This is a genomic window from Sphingopyxis sp. Geo48 (assembly GCF_949769155.1).
Classification (GTDB): Bacteria; Pseudomonadota; Alphaproteobacteria; order Sphingomonadales; family Sphingomonadaceae; genus Sphingopyxis.
Genome location: NZ_CATKPA010000001.1, coordinates 469,531 through 486,547 on the forward strand (window position 1 = coordinate 469,531; position 17,017 = coordinate 486,547).

General features: G+C 65.8%; 23 protein-coding genes. 13 read left to right on the forward strand and 10 right to left on the reverse strand.

Annotated features, from left to right (window positions below; genetic code table 11):
* Positions 1-103: 103 nt before the first annotated feature.
* The 3 genes from accC to QOL79_RS02440 all read right to left on the reverse strand — a co-directional run bounded on the left by accC (position 104) and on the right by QOL79_RS02440 (position 2,460).
* On the reverse strand, positions 104-1,462 hold the full coding sequence (gene accC / locus QOL79_RS02430; RefSeq protein ID WP_204993254.1) for an acetyl-CoA carboxylase biotin carboxylase subunit: 1,359 nt from the start codon (positions 1,460-1,462) through the stop codon (positions 104-106).
* A 10-nt stretch (positions 1,463-1,472) separates the two neighbouring features.
* Entirely contained in the window at positions 1,473-1,952 is a 480-nt protein-coding gene (accB, locus tag QOL79_RS02435) for an acetyl-CoA carboxylase biotin carboxyl carrier protein (protein ID WP_283418506.1), read from the reverse strand.
* 67 nt (positions 1,953-2,019) lie between these two features.
* Positions 2,020-2,460: a type II 3-dehydroquinate dehydratase gene (locus QOL79_RS02440; RefSeq protein WP_283418507.1), complete on the reverse strand. Its 441-nt coding sequence runs from the start codon at positions 2,458-2,460 to the stop codon at positions 2,020-2,022.
* A gap of 81 nt (positions 2,461-2,541) precedes the next feature.
* On the opposite strand from QOL79_RS02440, the gene thiS reads away from it, so the two are divergent.
* Complete coding sequence (gene thiS / locus QOL79_RS19545) at positions 2,542-2,745, forward strand: sulfur carrier protein ThiS (RefSeq protein WP_349306410.1); 204 nt, start codon at positions 2,542-2,544, stop codon at positions 2,743-2,745.
* Entirely contained in the window at positions 2,742-3,512 is a 771-nt protein-coding gene (locus QOL79_RS02445) for a bifunctional sulfur carrier protein/thiazole synthase protein (protein WP_349306411.1), read from the forward strand. The genes thiS and QOL79_RS02445 overlap by 4 nt, the downstream gene beginning before the upstream one ends.
* Before the next feature lie 110 nt (positions 3,513-3,622).
* Here QOL79_RS02445 and QOL79_RS02450 read toward each other — a convergent pair whose 3' ends face one another.
* The gene (locus QOL79_RS02450; RefSeq protein WP_283419032.1) at positions 3,623-5,014 is read right to left on the reverse strand and encodes a DUF1254 domain-containing protein; all 1,392 of its coding nucleotides are present in this window, start codon (positions 5,012-5,014) and stop codon (positions 3,623-3,625) included.
* A 126-nt stretch (positions 5,015-5,140) separates the two neighbouring features.
* Between QOL79_RS02450 and QOL79_RS02455 the strand changes: the two genes are divergently transcribed.
* Both QOL79_RS02455 and QOL79_RS02460 read left to right on the forward strand, forming a co-directional pair.
* Positions 5,141-5,860, forward strand: a complete 720-nt coding sequence (locus QOL79_RS02455; RefSeq protein ID WP_283418508.1) for a Crp/Fnr family transcriptional regulator — start codon at positions 5,141-5,143, stop codon at positions 5,858-5,860.
* A gap of 113 nt (positions 5,861-5,973) precedes the next feature.
* The gene (locus tag QOL79_RS02460) at positions 5,974-6,156 is read left to right on the forward strand and encodes a CsbD family protein (protein ID WP_283418509.1); all 183 of its coding nucleotides are present in this window, start codon (positions 5,974-5,976) and stop codon (positions 6,154-6,156) included.
* Between the two features lie 76 nt (positions 6,157-6,232).
* On the opposite strand, the gene QOL79_RS02465 is transcribed toward QOL79_RS02460, so the two are convergent.
* The 4 genes from QOL79_RS02465 to QOL79_RS02480 form a co-directional block, all read right to left on the reverse strand.
* A complete protein-coding gene (locus QOL79_RS02465) occupies positions 6,233-6,982 on the reverse strand; it encodes a hypothetical protein (RefSeq protein ID WP_283418510.1) in 750 nt (249 codons plus the stop codon).
* 86 nt (positions 6,983-7,068) lie between these two features.
* The gene (locus tag QOL79_RS02470; protein WP_283418511.1) at positions 7,069-7,515 is read right to left on the reverse strand and encodes a DUF1330 domain-containing protein; all 447 of its coding nucleotides are present in this window, start codon (positions 7,513-7,515) and stop codon (positions 7,069-7,071) included.
* Positions 7,512-8,063 (reverse strand): GNAT family N-acetyltransferase, encoded by a 552-nt coding sequence (locus QOL79_RS02475; protein WP_283418512.1) that lies wholly within the window; start codon positions 8,061-8,063, stop codon positions 7,512-7,514. Before QOL79_RS02475 ends, QOL79_RS02470 begins: the two co-directional genes overlap by 4 nt.
* A 160-nt stretch (positions 8,064-8,223) precedes the next feature.
* Positions 8,224-8,622, reverse strand: a complete 399-nt coding sequence (locus QOL79_RS02480; RefSeq protein WP_058454546.1) for a glycine zipper 2TM domain-containing protein — start codon at positions 8,620-8,622, stop codon at positions 8,224-8,226.
* A 180-nt stretch (positions 8,623-8,802) separates the two neighbouring features.
* Here QOL79_RS02480 and QOL79_RS02485 point away from each other — a divergent pair, with 180 nt between their 5' ends.
* Together QOL79_RS02485 and rarD are read left to right on the forward strand one after the other, a co-directional pair.
* Entirely contained in the window at positions 8,803-9,024 is a 222-nt protein-coding gene (locus QOL79_RS02485; RefSeq protein ID WP_058454698.1) for a hypothetical protein, read from the forward strand.
* Between the two features lie 19 nt (positions 9,025-9,043).
* On the forward strand, positions 9,044-9,961 hold the full coding sequence (rarD, locus tag QOL79_RS02490; RefSeq protein WP_283418513.1) for an EamA family transporter RarD: 918 nt from the start codon (positions 9,044-9,046) through the stop codon (positions 9,959-9,961).
* Between the two features lie 134 nt (positions 9,962-10,095).
* Here rarD and pyrC read toward each other — a convergent pair whose 3' ends face one another.
* A complete protein-coding gene (gene pyrC / locus QOL79_RS02495) occupies positions 10,096-11,118 on the reverse strand; it encodes a dihydroorotase (protein ID WP_283418514.1) in 1,023 nt (340 codons plus the stop codon).
* A 59-nt stretch (positions 11,119-11,177) separates the two neighbouring features.
* On the opposite strand from pyrC, the gene ygfZ reads away from it, so the two are divergent.
* The 4 genes from ygfZ to QOL79_RS02515 are packed head-to-tail and all read left to right on the forward strand — an operon-like array spanning position 11,178 to position 13,831.
* Positions 11,178-11,906: a CAF17-like 4Fe-4S cluster assembly/insertion protein YgfZ gene (gene ygfZ, locus QOL79_RS02500; RefSeq protein WP_283418515.1), complete on the forward strand. Its 729-nt coding sequence runs from the start codon at positions 11,178-11,180 to the stop codon at positions 11,904-11,906.
* Positions 11,907-11,938: 32 nt separating this feature from the next.
* A complete protein-coding gene (locus QOL79_RS02505; RefSeq protein ID WP_283418516.1) occupies positions 11,939-12,529 on the forward strand; it encodes a hypothetical protein in 591 nt (196 codons plus the stop codon).
* A gap of 40 nt (positions 12,530-12,569) precedes the next feature.
* Positions 12,570-13,115 carry a retropepsin-like aspartic protease family protein gene (locus QOL79_RS02510; RefSeq protein ID WP_282946732.1) on the forward strand — a complete coding sequence of 182 codons (546 nt, stop codon included), beginning with the start codon at positions 12,570-12,572 and terminating at the stop codon, positions 13,113-13,115.
* Positions 13,116-13,168: 53 nt separating this feature from the next.
* Entirely contained in the window at positions 13,169-13,831 is a 663-nt protein-coding gene (locus QOL79_RS02515; RefSeq protein WP_282946734.1) for an MBL fold metallo-hydrolase, read from the forward strand.
* Positions 13,832-13,836: 5 nt separating this feature from the next.
* On the opposite strand, the gene QOL79_RS02520 is transcribed toward QOL79_RS02515, so the two are convergent.
* Positions 13,837-14,274: an MAPEG family protein gene (locus tag QOL79_RS02520; protein WP_282946737.1), complete on the reverse strand. Its 438-nt coding sequence runs from the start codon at positions 14,272-14,274 to the stop codon at positions 13,837-13,839.
* A 429-nt stretch (positions 14,275-14,703) separates the two neighbouring features.
* Between QOL79_RS02520 and rpmF the strand changes: the two genes are divergently transcribed.
* The 3 genes from rpmF to QOL79_RS02535 are packed head-to-tail and all read left to right on the forward strand — an operon-like array spanning position 14,704 to position 16,899.
* Positions 14,704-14,880, forward strand: coding sequence for a 50S ribosomal protein L32 (rpmF, locus tag QOL79_RS02525; protein WP_053553947.1), 177 nt, complete (start codon positions 14,704-14,706; stop codon positions 14,878-14,880).
* Between the two features lie 22 nt (positions 14,881-14,902).
* Complete coding sequence (gene plsX, locus QOL79_RS02530) at positions 14,903-15,937, forward strand: phosphate acyltransferase PlsX (protein ID WP_283418517.1); 1,035 nt, start codon at positions 14,903-14,905, stop codon at positions 15,935-15,937.
* Entirely contained in the window at positions 15,934-16,899 is a 966-nt protein-coding gene (locus tag QOL79_RS02535) for a beta-ketoacyl-ACP synthase III (protein WP_283418518.1), read from the forward strand. Before plsX ends, QOL79_RS02535 begins: the two co-directional genes overlap by 4 nt.
* The last annotated feature ends 118 nt before the right edge of the window (positions 16,900-17,017 follow it).

The following is a 17,017-nucleotide window of genomic DNA, read 5'->3' on the forward strand; positions in this document are numbered from 1 at the left end:
GTCGGCGCATCCGAAATATCCTCACCCCGCACTGGATCCGGGGTCCGTGCAGCGCCGCACGAATGGATACCGGATCAAGTCCGGCATGATGAAGCTATAGGGTTCAGGCCGTGCCTTCGTCCTGCTTCGCCAGCCATTCCTCGAGCCACTTGATCGTATAATCGCCGTGGATCACGTCGGGGTCGGCGAGCAGCGCCTGATGCAGCGGGATGTTCGTCTTGACCCCGGCGATCACCATTTCATCGAGCGCGCGGCGCATCCGCATCATGCAGCTTTCGCGGCTGCGGCCATAGACGATCAGCTTGCCGATCATGCTGTCGTAATAGGGCGGGATCGAATAGCCGGCGTAGAGCCCGCTATCGACGCGGACGTGCATCCCGCCCGCGGGATGATAAGCGGTGACCTTGCCCGGCGAGGGCAGGAAAGTGCGGGGATCCTCGGCATTGATCCGGCATTCCATCGCATGACCGCGGAATTCGAGGTCTTCCTGTTTGACCGAAAGCCCGGCGCCGCCGGCGATGCGGATCTGTTCGCGGACGAGGTCGAAGCCGGTGATCATCTCGGTCACCGGATGCTCGACCTGGATGCGCGTGTTCATCTCGATGAAGAAGAACTCACCATTTTCCCACAGGAACTCGATCGTCCCGGCGCCGCGATAGCCCATCTTCGCCATCGCGTCGGCGCAGATGCCGCCCATGCGCGCGCGTTCCTCGGCCGAGATGATCGGCGAGGGAGCTTCCTCCAGCACCTTCTGGTGGCGGCGCTGGAGCGAGCAATCGCGTTCGCCGAGGTGGATGGCATTGCCCTGACCGTCGCCGAACACCTGGAATTCGATGTGGCGCGGGTTGCCGAGATATTTTTCCATATAGACGGTCGGGTCGCCGAAGGCTGCCGCCGCTTCGCTTGACGCCTGACCCATCAGGCTTTCCAGGCTGTCTTCGTCGGGAACGACCTTCATGCCGCGTCCGCCGCCGCCCGAGGCGGCCTTGATGAGGACGGGATAGCCGATTTCCTTGGCGAGCTTCTTGGTCTCCTCGCTGAAGGTCACCGCCCCCGGCGAACCCGGAACGACAGGAAGGCCGAGCGCAACCGCGGTGCGCTTCGCCTCGACCTTGTCACCCATCGTCCGGATATGCTCGGGCTTCGGGCCGACGAAGATCATGTTATGTGCTTCGATGATCTCCGCGAACCGCTCGTTCTCGGAAAGGAAGCCGTAACCCGGATGGACCGCGTCGGCGCCAGTGATCTCCGCGGCCGAGATGATCGCCGGGATATTGAGATAGCTGTCCTTCGCCGCCGGGGGGCCGATGCATACCGCCTGGTCGGCAAGGCGAACGTGCATCGCGTCGGTGTCGGCGGTCGAATGGACCGCGACGGTCTTGATGCCCATTTCATGGCACGCGCGGTGGATGCGCAGCGCGATCTCGCCGCGGTTGGCGATCAGCAGTTTCTCGATAGCCATCGGGTGAGGCTCAGCTGATGGTGAACAGCGGCTGGTCGAACTCGACCGGCTGGCTGTTCTCGACATGCACGGCCTTCAGCGTGCCGGCGGCGGGCGCGACGATCGGGTTCATGACCTTCATCGCCTCGATGATCAGGATCGTGTCGCCGGCCTTAACCGCCGAGCCTACAGCTGCGAAATTCGCGGCACCGGGCTCGGGGGCCAGATAGACGGTGCCGACCATCGGCGACTTTACGGCATCGGCGAAAGTGTCGGCGGCGGGCGCTGCGGCTGCGGCGGCGAGCGCAGCCGGAGCGGCAGCAGCGGGCGCCGCGACCGGCGCGGGCGCATAAGCGACGGGCGCGGCGGCGGTCAGCGTGCGCGCGACGCGCACCTTGCGGTCGCCGTCCTCGACCTCGATTTCCGACAGCTGCGTGTCATCGAGCAGTTCCGCGAGTGCGCGGACGAAAGCCGGATCGATGTTGATGCCGTGCTCTTTATGGTCACCCATGATGCAATTCCTGTTCTGTGGCATCGTGGTCCGATGCCCTGACCCCTGTTTTTCTGGCGCCCTCTTGTCAGAGTCGTGCCGCCGCGTCCAGCGCGAGCGTATAGCTGTTCGCGCCATGGCCTGCAAAATGCGCTGCGGCGGCCATCCCGACATAGCTGACGTGGCGGAATTCCTCGCGCTTCATCGGGTCCGACAGATGGACCTCGATCACTGGCACCCTGATCGACTTGATCGCATCGTGAATCGCGATCGAGGTGTGGGTATAGCCGCCGGCGTTAAGCAGCACCGCCTTGGCGCCCGCGACATAGGCTTCGTGCAGCCAGTCGATCAGCACGCCTTCATGGTTCGTCTGACGGCATTCGATCCGTAGCCCCAGTCCGGCCGCCTGCGTCTCCAGCCGCGCGTGGATGTCGTTCAGCGTGTCGTGCCCGTAGATCTCCGGCTCGCGCGTTCCGAGCAGGTTGAGGTTGGGGCCGGAGAGGACATAGACGGTCGGAAGTTCGGGCAAGAGACGGTCTTTCGGTTGCGACGCGATGCGCTCCCCCTATATGGGCTGCCAAGCAAAAGGCAAAGCAAGGCGGATTCCCCGGTGATATCGGTCATTCTCAACGGCGAACCCCGGCAGGTGCGCGAGGGCAGCATCGCCGACCTCATCGCTTCGCTGGGGCTTGATGCGAAAAAGGTCGCGGTCGAGCGCAATCGCGCGATTGTGCCGCGCTCGACGCTGGCCGACGTCGCGCTCGCCGAGGGCGACGCGCTGGAAATCGTTCATTTCGTAGGAGGCGGGTGTTGACCGACAGTTGGAGTGTTGCCGGACGGACGTTCACGTCGCGGCTGATCGTCGGCACCGGCAAGTACAAGGATTTCGAGCAGAATGCTGCGGCGGTCGAGGCGTCGGGGGCCGAGATCGTCACCGTCGCGGTGCGCCGCGTGAATGTCTCGGACCCGACCGCGCCGATGCTGACCGATTTCATCGACCCGAAGAAGATCACCTACCTGCCGAACACCGCGGGCTGCTTCAACGCCGACGACGCGATCCGCACGCTGCGGCTGGCGCGCGAGGCAGGCGGCTGGGATCTGGTGAAGCTCGAGGTGCTCGGCGAGGCGAAGACGCTCTATCCGAACATGCGCGAGACGCTCGAGGCGACCGAAGTGCTCGCCAAGGAAGGCTTCCTGCCGATGGTCTATTGCGTCGACGATCCGATCGCCGCGAAGCAGCTTGAGGATGCGGGCGCGGTCGCGATCATGCCCTTGGGCGCGCCGATCGGGTCGGGCCTCGGCATCCAGAACCGCGTCACGATCCGCCTGATCGTCGAGGGCGCGTCGGTGCCCGTGCTCGTCGACGCGGGCGTAGGCACGGCGAGCGACGCGGCGGTGGCGATGGAACTCGGCTGCGACGGCGTGCTGATGAACACTGCGATCGCCGAGGCGAAAGATCCGATCCGCATGGCGCGCGCGATGAAGCTGGCGGTCGAGGCGGGGCGCGATGCGTATCTCGCGGGGAGGATGGGGCTGCGCAAATATGCCGATCCGTCGAGCCCGCTGGCGGGATTGATCTGATAGCGCAAATCTAGCGGTGTGTCCCCGCGAAGGCGGGGATCCATCTCATGTCCGTGCAAAATAGCGCCTTCCGGAGATGGGCCCCTGCCTTCGCAGGGGCACAAGCTGGTTTAAGGCACCCGCTTCACCGGGGGCGGCGTCCAGCTTCCGTCGGTTGCGCGGCGTTGCGGCAGATACAGCCGCAGGTTCATCGTGAACGGACCCGTTGGTGCGGGGAGCCAGTTGGCCTCCTTGTCGGCGCCGGGCGAAGCGTTCTGGATGTAGAGGTCGAGCGAGCCGTCGGGGTTGAATTTCAGTTTGTCGCGATCACCGATCGCGAAGCGATTGATCGGGTTGGCGACGAAAAACTGATCCTCGCCATACATCGTCAGCGACCAGAAGGCGTCGGCGGGTGGGATCTGGTCCTTCTCGAAATGCAGCACGTAATTCGAGGCGCCCGTCAGCGGCTTGCCGTCGTCGCCGAGCATCGCCATCGGATAGACGGCTTCCTCGGGCGGAAGGGCGCCGAGCCCTGCAAAGCCGATGAAGGCGCGTGCCAGATAGTCGTTGCCATAGACACCGACGGCGCTGCCGATCGCGCCCCAGCCCGTACGGCCGATTCCCAGAGCCTTCCGTCGCGTGACAATACGCTGATACGCGTCGGCGGCGGCGCGGGTGAGTCCGCGCTGGACCGCGGGATCGGCCTTCGACAGATCGAAGCTCTGGCCCTGGACGATGCCGAGGCGTTCCATGCGCAAAACGATCGAATAGTCGCTGGCGTGAGGCGGGTTGCGCTTCATGAGCTCGGCAAAGGAGGCGAGAAAGGCCTGCGGCGCCATCTGCGCGACCTGCTGGACCGGCGGGGTCTTCATGTCGACCGATGCGTCGGCTGTTGGCGTGGCCGCTGCGACCTCGGGCTTGCCCCAGCGCGACAGCGGCGTGGCCTTGAGCCCCGCCTGCAATGTATGGACATGGTCATAATCGGCGGCGCCATTGGTCTGGATGCGGCCGATGATCCAGCCCATCTCGGTCGGGCTACGGACCAGGCGCATGCCCTTTGGCAGCGTGCCCTTCCAGTTCGGGCCGACGATCGCAGCGATGCCGCCATCATTGCCCGTCGTGCGCGTGCCGAGCGTCGCGAACACGTCGGTCCACATGTCCATCAGCGGAATGACATGATAGCGGCCCTGCGTGTTCGGCAAGGTGAGCACCAGCGGCTCCTTGCCGACATCGAACCACATCGAGGAATAAAGCGTGTCGGCGTTCGGTCGCACAACGTCCTTGAAGCTGGCGTCGGGGTAGGTCTTCATATGCCCGAACCGGTTGACCGGCGCGCGCATCAGGCCGGGTGCGCCGGTGTTGGTCGCAACGCGCCGCGTGGTCTCCATCAGCACCAGCGGATAGGCGTAGGTGTAGGCTTCGATACCGATGGTATAGGCTTCGTCTTCGGTGACGGGCGCCGCCGAAGCGGTACCGGACAGGAAGGCGGCGGCCATCGTCAACAGGGCAAGCAGGCTTTTCATCACGGAGCGACTCCTGAACAGGGACTGCCGCCCGTTAGATGCCGCGCCGCGTCCAGTCTGTCATCCTGCCGACAATCTGCTGGGAATTTTATCGCGCGAGCCTAAGGTCGCCGGGGGAGAAGGCCGATGGCGACGAAGGCGCATCCATGGTCGCAGGGCGAACGCGAAGCTGCGCTTCGCCGTTGCCCGCTCTTCGCGTGCTGGCCCGAGGTGCGGATCGCCGAACTCGCCGCAATCGCGCGCGCCGAATTCTACCCGCGCGGCGCGGAAATCTTCGCTCATGATCCCGAAAGGCGCGAGGCATTCGTCATCGCCTCGGGCGAGGTCGAGGTCAGTCGCGGGTCGGCGGCGGGCAAGAAATTCGTGCTCGGCATCAACGGGGCGCCGCAGATCCTCGCGATCGTCCGGCTGCTTGCCGATCCGCCGATCCGCTATGACTATCGCGCCTATGAGGACAGCGTGCTGCTGCACCTGCCCGCCGATGGCCTTGCCGCGATCCTCGATGCCGAGCCGATATTGTGGCGCGACGTCGCCCTGCTGATGTGCACGCGGCATGGCGACAGCCTGCGGCTGCTCGGCGATCACAATCTGGGATCGCTCGACCAGCGGATGGCGGCGACGCTCGTCGATCTGGCGCGCATCCACGGGATCGCGGGCGGGCAGGGCATCGAACTCGGCCTCCGCCTGCCGCAGGAACAACTCGGGGCGATGCTCGGCGTCACGCGGCAGAGCGTGAACAAGCTACTCCGCGGTTTCGAGGCAGCGGGGCTGATCGCGATAGACTATAACCGCATCACGATCCGCGACCCGGCGGCGCTCGACGCGATCGCAGAAGGCGGCGACTGACTGGTTATCCTTTGTAAAGAACGCTTTGTCCCACGCCGCCGGAACATGGCGGCCCGCCCGTCGGTTCTACCTGCGAGAGGCTGCTCCCGCCTCTTCGAGCAAGGAGAACCCCCGTGGGTGAACTGACAGACAAAACCAAGGGCCTGGCCAACGAAGCGGTCGGCAACACCAAGCAGGCGATCGGCAAGGCGAGCGGCAACGAACGCCTGCGCGCCGAAGGCGAAATGCAGGAGCGCAAGGGCGAGGCCCAGAATCTGAAGGGCAAGGTCAAAGGCGCGCTCGGCGACAAGATCTGACATTCTTCGTCGCAGATGAAAAAGACCCCGGGGTTCCCTCTCCCCGGGGTCTTTTCATTTGTTTCCGCGATGGGAATCAGGTGCCGCCCGACGCGACGAGGTCGACGTCGGTCATGCCGCCGTCGCGGCGCAGCATCACGACATAGGCGAGGTCGCCCTTCGTGCCGCCGAGCATATGCTCGTTGCCGCGCACGCGGTGATCGCTGGTGTAGCCCGCTCGGATCGCCATCGTATGGTAATAGTCGAGCACGCCCTGGATCGAGGCCGCGGTCTGGAAATTGACGACGCGGATGTTACACTTGCCGCCGTCGACCCCCGCCGCCTCGCGCAGCGTCGCGCGCGGATAAAGTTTGAACGCGGCGGGCAGGCGGTCGGCCCACTGGTTGCCATAGGTCAGCTTGGCATCGCAGCTGCCCTTTTGCTGGTCGCGCGCGAGCCCGCCGATCGTGACCGGACGCTTGGCGTCGCAGTCGGCGCCGCAATTTTCCTCGAACGCCAGCGCCTTGGGCGCCTGTAGCAACTTGCCGGCTTTCAGCGCGGCGGCGGCCTCGGCGGCGGTCGCCGCCTTGCCCGCCGCGACACCCGGCGCGCCGCCATCGACCGGCCGGTTACCCGGACCCGCGGCATTGCGGTTCGCCTGACCCGTCAGCTTCGGGTCGACCATGATCTTGTCTTCGAGCGCACCCTTCACGGCCGGGTCGGCGTCGGTCAGCCCGTCGTCGAGCGGCTTGAGGTCGGCCTTGGCATCAGGATTGTCGCGGCACCCCGCGAGCGGTGCCGTCGCGATCAGCAGGCCGGCGACCAGCCATTTTCCGCGCACCTTCATAGCTAACACTCCCTTAATATCCCCTCGGGAATGCCCGATCCTGGTTAAAAAGGCTCAAATAAAATGCGTTAACGCGTAACCCTTTGTTATCCGAAAACTGTGCCGGAGCGAGACGGAAGCAGTCCCGGCGCGGTGCGGATCAGCCGCGACGTTTCGACCGCCGCCTGCCGGTGGACCACCGCCTGACGATAGACGGGATCGGTGACCATTTCCATGAAGGCGCCGCTGTTCGGATATTCGGCGACGAACATCGCGTCCCATTTCTCGCTGTCGGGACCGATCAGCATCGCCTCCATCGACCCGCGCCAGACGATGCTGCCGCCCACGCGCTGGAACACCGGGCCGCTGTCCATGCCATAGTTCGCATAGGCTTCGGCGCCGCTCAGGCCTCTGCCGGCGAGCGGATGATCGTCGGGATATGTCGCCTCGTCCTTGAAGCGGACGAGGTTCAGCATGTGGATTTTCGTGTCGCGCGGCAGCGCCTTGAAGGCATCGAACTGCGCGCGTTCGGGGTCAACATGCTTGTCGCTCATGGCTGGAACTCCTTGCGTTTGATGCGCCAGGCGTCGGCGCTCTGCGTCCAGGCGTCGACCGGCGCCTGTTCGAACGGCGCGGGCAGGCGCGTCGGCCCGCTGTTCGTCGCGCCGAGGCGAATGGCAAGCGCCTGCGACCGGACATTTGCGGGGTCGATGCTGTGCATGAGCTCCGGCCATTTGAGGAATTCGACCGCGAAGTCGCACGCCGCGACTGCGCCCTCGAAGGCATAGCCCTTGCCGGCGAATTTGGCGCGGACGCCGTAGGCGATCTCGGGCGCGGGCCAGCCGTCGGGTTCCCATGGGCCGAGGCGCCCGACCCATTCGCCGCTGTCCCGCTCGATCACCGAAAACATCGAAAAGCCGCGGATGTGCCACGCGCCCGCCAGCGTGCACCACTGCCGCCACGCGGTCGAGCGCGGGCAGGTGCCGCCGATGAAGCGCATCGTGGTTTCTTCGGTGCACATTTCGGCGAAGCCGTCGAAATCCTCGGGCGCGGGCGGACGAAGGATCAGCCGCTCGGTCACGAGCAGGGGGCCGTTTAGCATTTTTCTCTCCCGCAGCAGTCGGCGACGCTTTTGCGGGAAGACGAGGGGAACGGCAAGAGGATGCGCTTGAGGGCGCCGGCGATTAACCGGCGCCCTCTCCATCACGGGGTGCAGGTGGAGGGGTCTCGGACCCACACCCGCGACGGGTCAGCGATTTCGTTTAGCGGCAGCGATATTTGTCGCGGTCGATCTCGCGGCCGAGCAGCGCGCCGCCCGCGGCGCCGAGCACCGTGCCGAGCAGCTTGTCGCCATTGCCCGCGATCTCGTGACCCGCGAGACCGCCGACGGCGCCGCCGATCAGCAGGCCGGTCGTGCCGTTATCCTTCTTGCAGCGATAGCGGCCGTCGCTGCCACGCCAGATGCGCGTGTCGCCGTTGATGCGCTGGTCGCGCGAGGCGTAATAGCGGCGATCCTTCTTGCGATAGAAATTCGCGCCTTCGTCGGCCTTGCTATAGCGCTGCGCCGGGACCGCGCCCGACAGACCGGCATAGGCCGGGGCGGTGCCGACGACACTCGCGGCAACGAGCACACCCATCAGGCCCTTGGTCAGAATACGCATCTTTTTTCCTTTCCTGGTTTCGACGCCTCCTTCCCGCCAGGGACCGGGCGCTTCGAGGGGAAGAACGAGCAGGGTCCGCCGGGCGTTGCATGAACGGCAGGCAACAAGACGAAGCGAGCCTGACCGTCGATGAACCGAAACTGGCTTGAAGGGCGGCATGAGGCGTGCGACAGTGGCCACATGCTCAATATCGCCTCGCTCGTCATCGGCGTCATCGCGCTGGTTTTGGCCGTTTTTGCCTTCATCCCGCTGCTTGGCTGGGCGAACTGGGTGATCGTGCCTTTTGCGGTCGTCGGCCTCGCGCTCGGCGCCATGTCGGACCGTACCGCGGGGCGCAACCTCAATATCGTCGTCATCGTCATCGGCATCGTCCGGCTGATGCTTGGCGGCGGCCTCATCTGATCCAGGGCGGCGACGCGTCATGAACAAGGCACCAGCCCCCGCGGGGAGCCACGAAGGCGGGCTGCCCTACGCGCTCGCGGCCTATGGCATCTGGGGCTTCGTCCCGCTCTTCTTCAAGCTGCTGAGCAGCGTCCCGCCGGTCGAGGTGCTCGCGCAGCGCATCGTCTGGTCGCTGCCGCTCTGTTTCCTGATCATGGCGTTCCGGCGGCAGATCGGCGAGTATCTGGCGGTGCTGCGCGACTGGAAGGTGCTGCGGCTGCTGCTCGCGAGTTCGGTGCTGATCGCGATCAACTGGCTCGTCTATATCTATGCGATCTTTACCGACCATGTGCTCGCGGCGAGCCTCGGCTATTATCTCAATCCGCTGGTCAATGTGATGCTGGGAATGGTCTTTCTGGGTGAGCGACTGTCGCGGATGCAGATGCTGGCGGTTGTCATCGCCGGGGTCGGGGTCGCGATCCTGCTCGCGGGCGCGCTCGACACGCTGTGGATCAGCCTGACGCTCGCGCTGACATTCGGCATCTATGGGCTGCTGCGCAAGGTTGCGCCGGTGGGATCGCTGCCCGGCCTGTCGGTGGAGACCACGGTGCTGTTGCTTCCTTCGCTTGCTGTCGCCGGCTATTATCTCGCGGCTGGCGACGGGCGCGGCTTCGGATCGGAAAATTCGATCAGTCTGCTGCTGATGGCGGGCGGGGTGGTGACCGCGGTGCCGCTGCTGCTCTTTGCGACCGCAGCGCGGAGGATGAGCTATGCCGCGCTGGGCTTCGTCCAGTATATGGCACCGACGATCCAGTTCCTGCTCAGCCTGTTCGTCTTCGACGAGCCGCTGAAACCGGTGCAGTTCGCCTGCTTTCTGCTGATCTGGGTCAGCATCGCGGTGTTCAGTTTCGACATGTGGCGCAAGATGCGTGCCGACCGGATGATCGAAATCGCCTGAGGAAATTCCTCCCTGCGGCGCAGCCGTGGGGAGGGGGACCGCTCGCGGAGCGAGTGGTGGAGGGGCGGCGTTCAAGCCCCTCCGTCAGCCCGGTGGGCTGCCACCTCCCCATCGCTGCGCGACAGGGAGGATCGTCAAACCAACCGCCACCCCAAAGTTTCGCCCGCGTGGAAGGGCACGACCTCGCCGATCTTGTCCGGAACGCTGGTCTCGCCGCGTTCGAGGGTGATCGTGCCGCCATTCAATGGCAGCCCGTAGAAGTTCGGGCCATGCTCGCTGGCGAAACCTTCGAACCGGTCGAGCGCGCCTTCCTCGTCGAACACCGCGATATAGCTTTCGAGCGCATAGGGGGCGTTGAAGATGCCCGCGCAGCCGCAGGCGGCTTCCTTTGTATGCACCGCGTGCGGCGCGCTGTCGGTGCCGAGGAAGAATTTGGGTGAGCCCGACACCGCGGCGGCGCGCACCGCGAGCCGGTGCTGCTCGCGCTTCGCGACGGGCAGGCAATAGGCGTGCGGGCGAATGCCGCCGACGAGCATCGCGTTGCGGTTGATGTGAAGATGCTGCGGCGTGATCGTCGCGCCGACATTGGCGGGCGCGCTTTTCACGAACTCGACCGCTTCGGAGGTGGTGATATGTTCGAAGACGATCTTGAGCTGCGGCAATCTTTTTACCAGCGGCGCGAGCGTGCGGTCGATGAACACCGCCTCGCGGTCGAAGATGTCGACGTCATGGTCGGTGACTTCGCCGTGGATCAGGAGCGGCATGCCGATCTCGGCCATGCGTTCGAGGACGCCCATGATGTTCGCGACGTCGGTGACGCCGTGCGCGCTGCCCGTGGTCGCGTGTGCGGGGTAGAGCTTCGCCGCGGTAAACACCCCCGCAGCATGGCCGCGCGCCATCTCGTCGGCGTCGCTGCTGTCGGTCAGATAGGCGACGATCAGCGGCGTGAAGTCATATTCGGCCGGAACGGCGGCGCGGATGCGGTCGCGATAGGCTTCGCCCTCGCTCGCGGTCGTCACCGGCGGCGACAGGTTCGGCATGATGATCGCGCGCGCGAACTGGCGCGCGGTATAGCGCGCGACATGCTCGAGCATCGCGCCGTCGCGAAGGTGGACATGCCAGTCGTCGGGGCGGCGGATCGTCAGGCGGTCGGTCATCGGGAGACTCACGAGCAAGTGGGGCTTGGCTTTGGCTGGGGCGTCCCTAGATTATCGGCATGGCCAATACCACCCTCAACGACCGCGCGCTCATTCGTCTCTCGGGGGAGGATGTCCGCGGCTTCCTGCAAGGACTCGTCACCAACGATGTCTCGGGCAATCTGCCGGTGTGGGCGGCGCTGCTGACCCCGCAGGGCAAGGTGCTGTTCGACTTTCTGGTCTGGGGCGACGAGGCGGACGTCCTCGTCGATTGCGAGCGCGAGGCCGTAGAGGCTTTGGCGAAACGCCTGACGCTCTATCGCTTGCGCCGCGCGATCACGATCGGGCGCGAGGAAGGGCTTGCCGTGCATTGGGCGAAGGAGGGCGACCTCGGCGTCGTCGATCCGCGCCTTTCCGATCTCGGCCAGCGTTGGCTGGCGCCCGCCGACGAGGGCAAGGGCGCCGACGCCGCATGGAAGGCCCATCGCCTGTCGCTTGGCGTCACCGAAGGCCGCGCCGAACTGGGCGACGGAACGACGCTCTGGCTCGAATGCAACGCCGCCGAGCTGAATGGCGTCAGCTTCACCAAGGGCTGCTATGTCGGGCAGGAAAATACCGCGCGGATGAACTGGCGGCAGAGAGTCAATCGCCGCCTTGTCGTCGTGCCGGTCGCCGAAGCCGACGAAAAGCGGCAGGTCGTGGCCTGGCCCGACCTCGGCTGGTCGGTCGAGCATCGCCGGGTCGAGGCGATCGCTCCGGCCGCCGCACCCTATTGGATGCGCGAGGCCTTGGCTGCAGCCGGCTCATGACAGGTACAGGCATGCGTGCTAATCTCCCCGCCATGCGCGACCTGCTGATCCCGTCGGCGCTTGTCGCCGCCTTCATCGCCACGCCGGCCGCCGCGGAAAGCGGCTGTGCGGCTCCTGCCGTCGCCGACTCCACCCCGCTGATCCCGATCGAACCCGAAGCTGCCGCCGAGCCCGCGCCCCTTGCTCCGCTCGCGCCGGATTCGCCGTGGCGCGCGCGCTTCGAGGCGGCGGCGGATGACCTGCTCCCCGCGCTCCGTTCGAGCGACTGGCAGCCGCTCCTCGGCGGTCGCTGGCTCGGCGAGGCTGACCGGCAGGCGGTCGCGGCGTTGCTCGCCGACAAATGCGCGGCCTTCGCCCCGCTCCTCGCCTCCGGCCATCCGCTCGAGCGCCGCATCTTCGGCTGGACCGTTCCCGCGAGCTATTCGCTCGCCGATCGCGCGGAGATCGCCGCGCGGCCCGAGGCCGAGGCGCTGGTCTGCTGGTCGGCGGCGGGCGGGAGGAGCTGGCCTGCCACCGCTGCCGACGCCGACAATAGCGCGGGGCGGCCTTACGCCTGTGCGCGCATCGCCTATTCGATCCGCGGCGGCGTGCCGAGTTGGCGTGCGTTTGTCGAGCGCGGCTGATTTAACCAATCCCCAACCTTGATCTGCAACAAGCGCGCCCATGTTGGGGCGCTTCATCACCTTCGCGGTCATCGTCACGGCGGGCGCGGTCGGAATGGTGGGCTTCGCCGACGGGCCTCCCGTCGCGGCGCCCGCATCCAGCCAAGGCGACCAGAGCAATTTCACGACGCAGGCGCGCGGGCGTAGCAGCTGGTCGTCGGCCTCCGTCGCTGCATCGCCATCGGGCGAGGCGCGTCTTACCCGGGCGCCCGACTCGCATTTCTATGCCGATGTCGAGATCGACGGGCGGCAGGTTCGCATGATGGTGGATAGCGGCGCGTCGATGATTGCGCTGACCCGCCGCGACGCCGAGGCGGTCGGGATCGACGTCGACCGGCTGCCGGTTGGCGGCATGGCGCAGACTGCAGGCGGGCAGGTGCCGATGCGCATCACTATGCTGCGCAGCGTCGAGGTCGACGGCATCGAGGTTCGCGGGGTGCAGGCGGCGGTGATCGACGCCGACATGGGGGTCTCGCTGCTCGGCCAGAGCTATTTGGCGAAATTGGGCAAGGTGAATGTCGAGGGCGACACGATGACGCTGCGATAGGCGCGGAACCTCGCGGACTTGCCATCTTCGTCGCATTTCCCCACATCGGGGACATGAATGCTCCCAATCCTCCGCTCAAGGCCGCCATCGTCCCGGTTACCGCCTTCCAGCAGAATTGCACCCTGCTCTGGTGCACCGAAACCAACAAGGGCGCGCTCGTCGATCCCGGCGGCGATCTGCCCAAGCTGCGCGAGGCGATCCGCCAGACGGGGGTCGAGATCGAGAAGATTCTCGTCACCCACGGCCATATGGACCATTGCGGGCAGGCCGGTGTGTTCGCGAAGGAGCTTGGCGTGCCGGTCGAGGGGCCGCATGAGGACGACCGCTTCTGGATCGAGGGCCTGGCGACCGCAGGCGAACGCTTCGGCATGGAGGGCGAGCCGTTCGAGCCCGACCGCTGGCTGGTCGACGGCGACAAGGTGACCGTCGGCAATCTCGAGATCGACGTCATCCATTGCCCCGGCCACACGCCGGGCCATGTCGTCTTCTATCACCGCCCGTCGAAGCTCGCGATCGTCGGCGACGTGCTGTTCCAGGGCTCGATCGGCCGCACCGACTTTCCGCGCGGCAATCATCAGCAACTGCTCGATTCGATCACCAAAAAGCTGTGGCCGCTCGGCGGCGACACCATCTTCCTGCCCGGCCATGGCGCGCACAGCAGCTTCGCGCAGGAGCGGCGCACCAACCCCTATGTCAGCGACGCCGCGCTCGCCTGACCGGCCTACTTCGGTGCGACGGCCTCGGTCTCGACCATCTTGGTCGTGATGTTCGTCGGCGTCAGATAGACGATCGTCAGCGCCGTGATCGCGAGGCCGAGCTGCGTCAGCATCGTTATGATCGTCCCGACCATGCGGCCCCACATCATCCCGTCCATGCCGAGCGCGTGGAGAATCCGTCCCACCAGATAGAGCGCGCCGACGCCCCACAGCCACATCGAGGAGCCCGCGCCGAGTTCGACGAGTGCGAGCAGGATCAGCACGAAGGCGGTGTTTTCGACGAAATTGCTGTGCGCGCGCATCCGCCTTGTTACCGCTTCGCTTCCACCGTCGCCGATAAAGACCTTTTCCTTGGTCCGCACGCGTCCCACGCGCACGCTGAGCCACAGGTTGAGCAAGGCCGCCCCCGCGGCGATCGTCAGGCTGATCGGCAAGATAATCATGATGGCTTCCCCCTTGTCGTTGGCCGGTATTCCGGCGGTGACGAAGCTGTGGCATCGCGGGCGGGGGAGGGCAAGGGGCGCCTGTATCGCTTCGTCATCCCGGACTTGATCCGGGATCCACGGCGGCGCTGAGGGCACGGACCCCGGATCAAGTCGCCCGAGCCGCGCGTCTCGTTCGAGGGTGACGAAGAAAGGGTCTTGATTCCGTATCGCCTCGGGGGTTGCCTTTGCGGGCAAAAACGCTATAGCCGCGCCCGATCCGGCACCCGACACCAACAGGCGTTGAGGCACCCTCCGGCGGACGTTTTTCTGTCTCTTATCAGGCGGAAACGACCCTCGCACGGCGGGCGGGCCAGTCATTCCCGGCAACGGGGGCGACATGTCCGGGTTCGCCGATTCGTATAAACAGTTCAGAATGCAGGATATAAAATGGCCGTTCCCAAGCGAAAAACCTCGCCCTCGAAGCGCGGTATGCGTCGTAGCCACGACAGCCTGAAGGTCGAAGCCTTTCAGGAATGCCCGAACTGCGGCGAGCTGAAGCGCCCGCACAATCTTTGCAACGCCTGCGGTCACTACAATGGCCGCGAAGTGGTGGCTGGCGCCTAAGACCTAGCCGGAGAGCGTTCGGATGAGCCTCACACCGCGAATCGCGATCGATGCGATGGGCGGTGACGTCGGCGTGCGCATGATGCTCGCCGGCGCCGCTATGGCGCGCCACAAGCACGATGGCCTGCGCTTTATCCTCGTCGGCGACGAGGGACAGATCAAGGCCGCGCTCGAAAACCACCCGAACCTGCGCGCCGCGTCGGATATCATCCACACCGATGGTGTCGTGACCGGCGAGGACAAGCCCAGCCAGGCGATCCGCAAGGCGAAGAGCACCTCGATGGGGCTGGCGATCGACGCGGTGAAGCGCGGCGACGCCGGCGGCGCGGTTTCGGCGGGCAACACCGGCGCGCTGATGGCGATGGCCAAGCTCGCGCTGCGCACCATGCCGGGGATCGACCGCCCCGCGCTCGCGGCGCTGCTCCCGACGCTTGGCGACAACGACGTCGTCATGCTCGACCTGGGCGCGAACACCGAATGCGACGCCAATAATCTCGTGCAGTTCGCGGTCATGGGCGCTGCCTACGCGCGTACCGCGATGGGGCTCGAACGCCCGCGCGTAGCGCTGCTCAACATCGGCACCGAGGAACTCAAGGGCACCGACGAGATCCGCGATGCCGCAGCGCTGCTGCGCGAGGCCCACGGGCTGCCGATGCAGTTCGCGGGCTTCATCGAGGGCGACAAGCTGTCGCGCGGCGACGTCGACGTGATCGTCCACGATGGTTTCTCGGGCAATATCGCGCTGAAGACGATCGAGGGGACGGCGCGCTTCGTCACCGACCTCCTGCGCCGCGCCTTCACCTCGTCGACGCGCTCGAAGATCGGCTTCCTGATCTCGCGCCCGGCGACCGAGTTGCTGCGTCACCATCTCGACCCGAACAATCACAACGGCGCGGTATTCCTCGGCCTCAATGGCGTCGTGCTCAAGAGCCACGGCAGCGCCGATGCCAAGGGGGTCGCGAACTGTGTCCATCTTTGCGCCGAGCTGATCGAAAAGGACATTACGCGTCAGGTGACCGAGGATCTCGCGAATTTCCGCCGCGGCGACGCCGCATGACGATCCGCGCAATTCTGGCCGGTACCGGCTCCGCCCTGCCGCGCACGCGCGTTTCGAACGCCGAACTTGCAGAGCGCGTCGACACCAGCGACGAATGGATCGTCGAGCGCACCGGCATCCGCTTTCGCCATATCGCCGAACCCGACGAGACGACCGCGACGCTCGGCGCCGATGCGGCGAAGCAGGCGCTGGCGGCCGCCGGGCTCCAGCCCGCGGACATCGGCCTCATCATTGTTGCAACCGCGACCCCCGACAACACCTTCCCGGCGAGCGCCACGAAGGTGCAGGCGATTCTCGGCGCGCCCGACTGCATCGCTTTCGACGTCGCCGCGGTCTGCTCGGGCTTCCTCTACGCCGTATCGGTCGCCGACTCGATGCTGCGGACCGGCGCCGCGAAACATGCGCTCGTCATCGGTAGCGAAACCTTCAGCCGTATCCTCGACTGGGAAGACCGCACGACCTGCGTGCTATTCGGCGACGGCGCGGGCGCGGTCGTGCTCTCGGCCGCGGACGTCGAGGACGATCGCGGCATATTGGCGACGCGCCTCCACGCGGAGGGCAAATATACCGACATGCTCTATGTCGACGGCGGTCCGTCGACCACGGGCACCGTCGGCCACGTCCGGATGCAGGGCCGCGAGGTATTCCGCCATGCCGTCACCAACCTCGCCGCTGTGCTGGGCGAGGTGCTGGAGGATGTCGGACTCTCGGCGCACGACATCGACTGGGTCGTCCCGCACCAGGCGAACAAGCGGATCATCGATGCGACCGCGAAGAAACTCGGCCTTCCTGCCGAGCGCGTGGTGCTGACCGTCGATCAACATGCGAACACCTCGGCCGCTTCGGTTCCGCTCGCGCTCGACCTTGCGGTGCGCGACGGGCGGATCAAGCGCGGCGACCTTGTCGTCCTCGAAGCGATGGGTGGCGGCTTTACCTGGGGCGCGGCGATCCTGCGCGTCTGACGGCACCCGACGGGCGAGTCGGGCTCAGGAACACACTTGTCGCATCAACTCTTCGCTCCATCCATTTCAGTTTGGCGGATTTATTCGCTTTTGTTACATATGCGTCCGGGACTCGTGA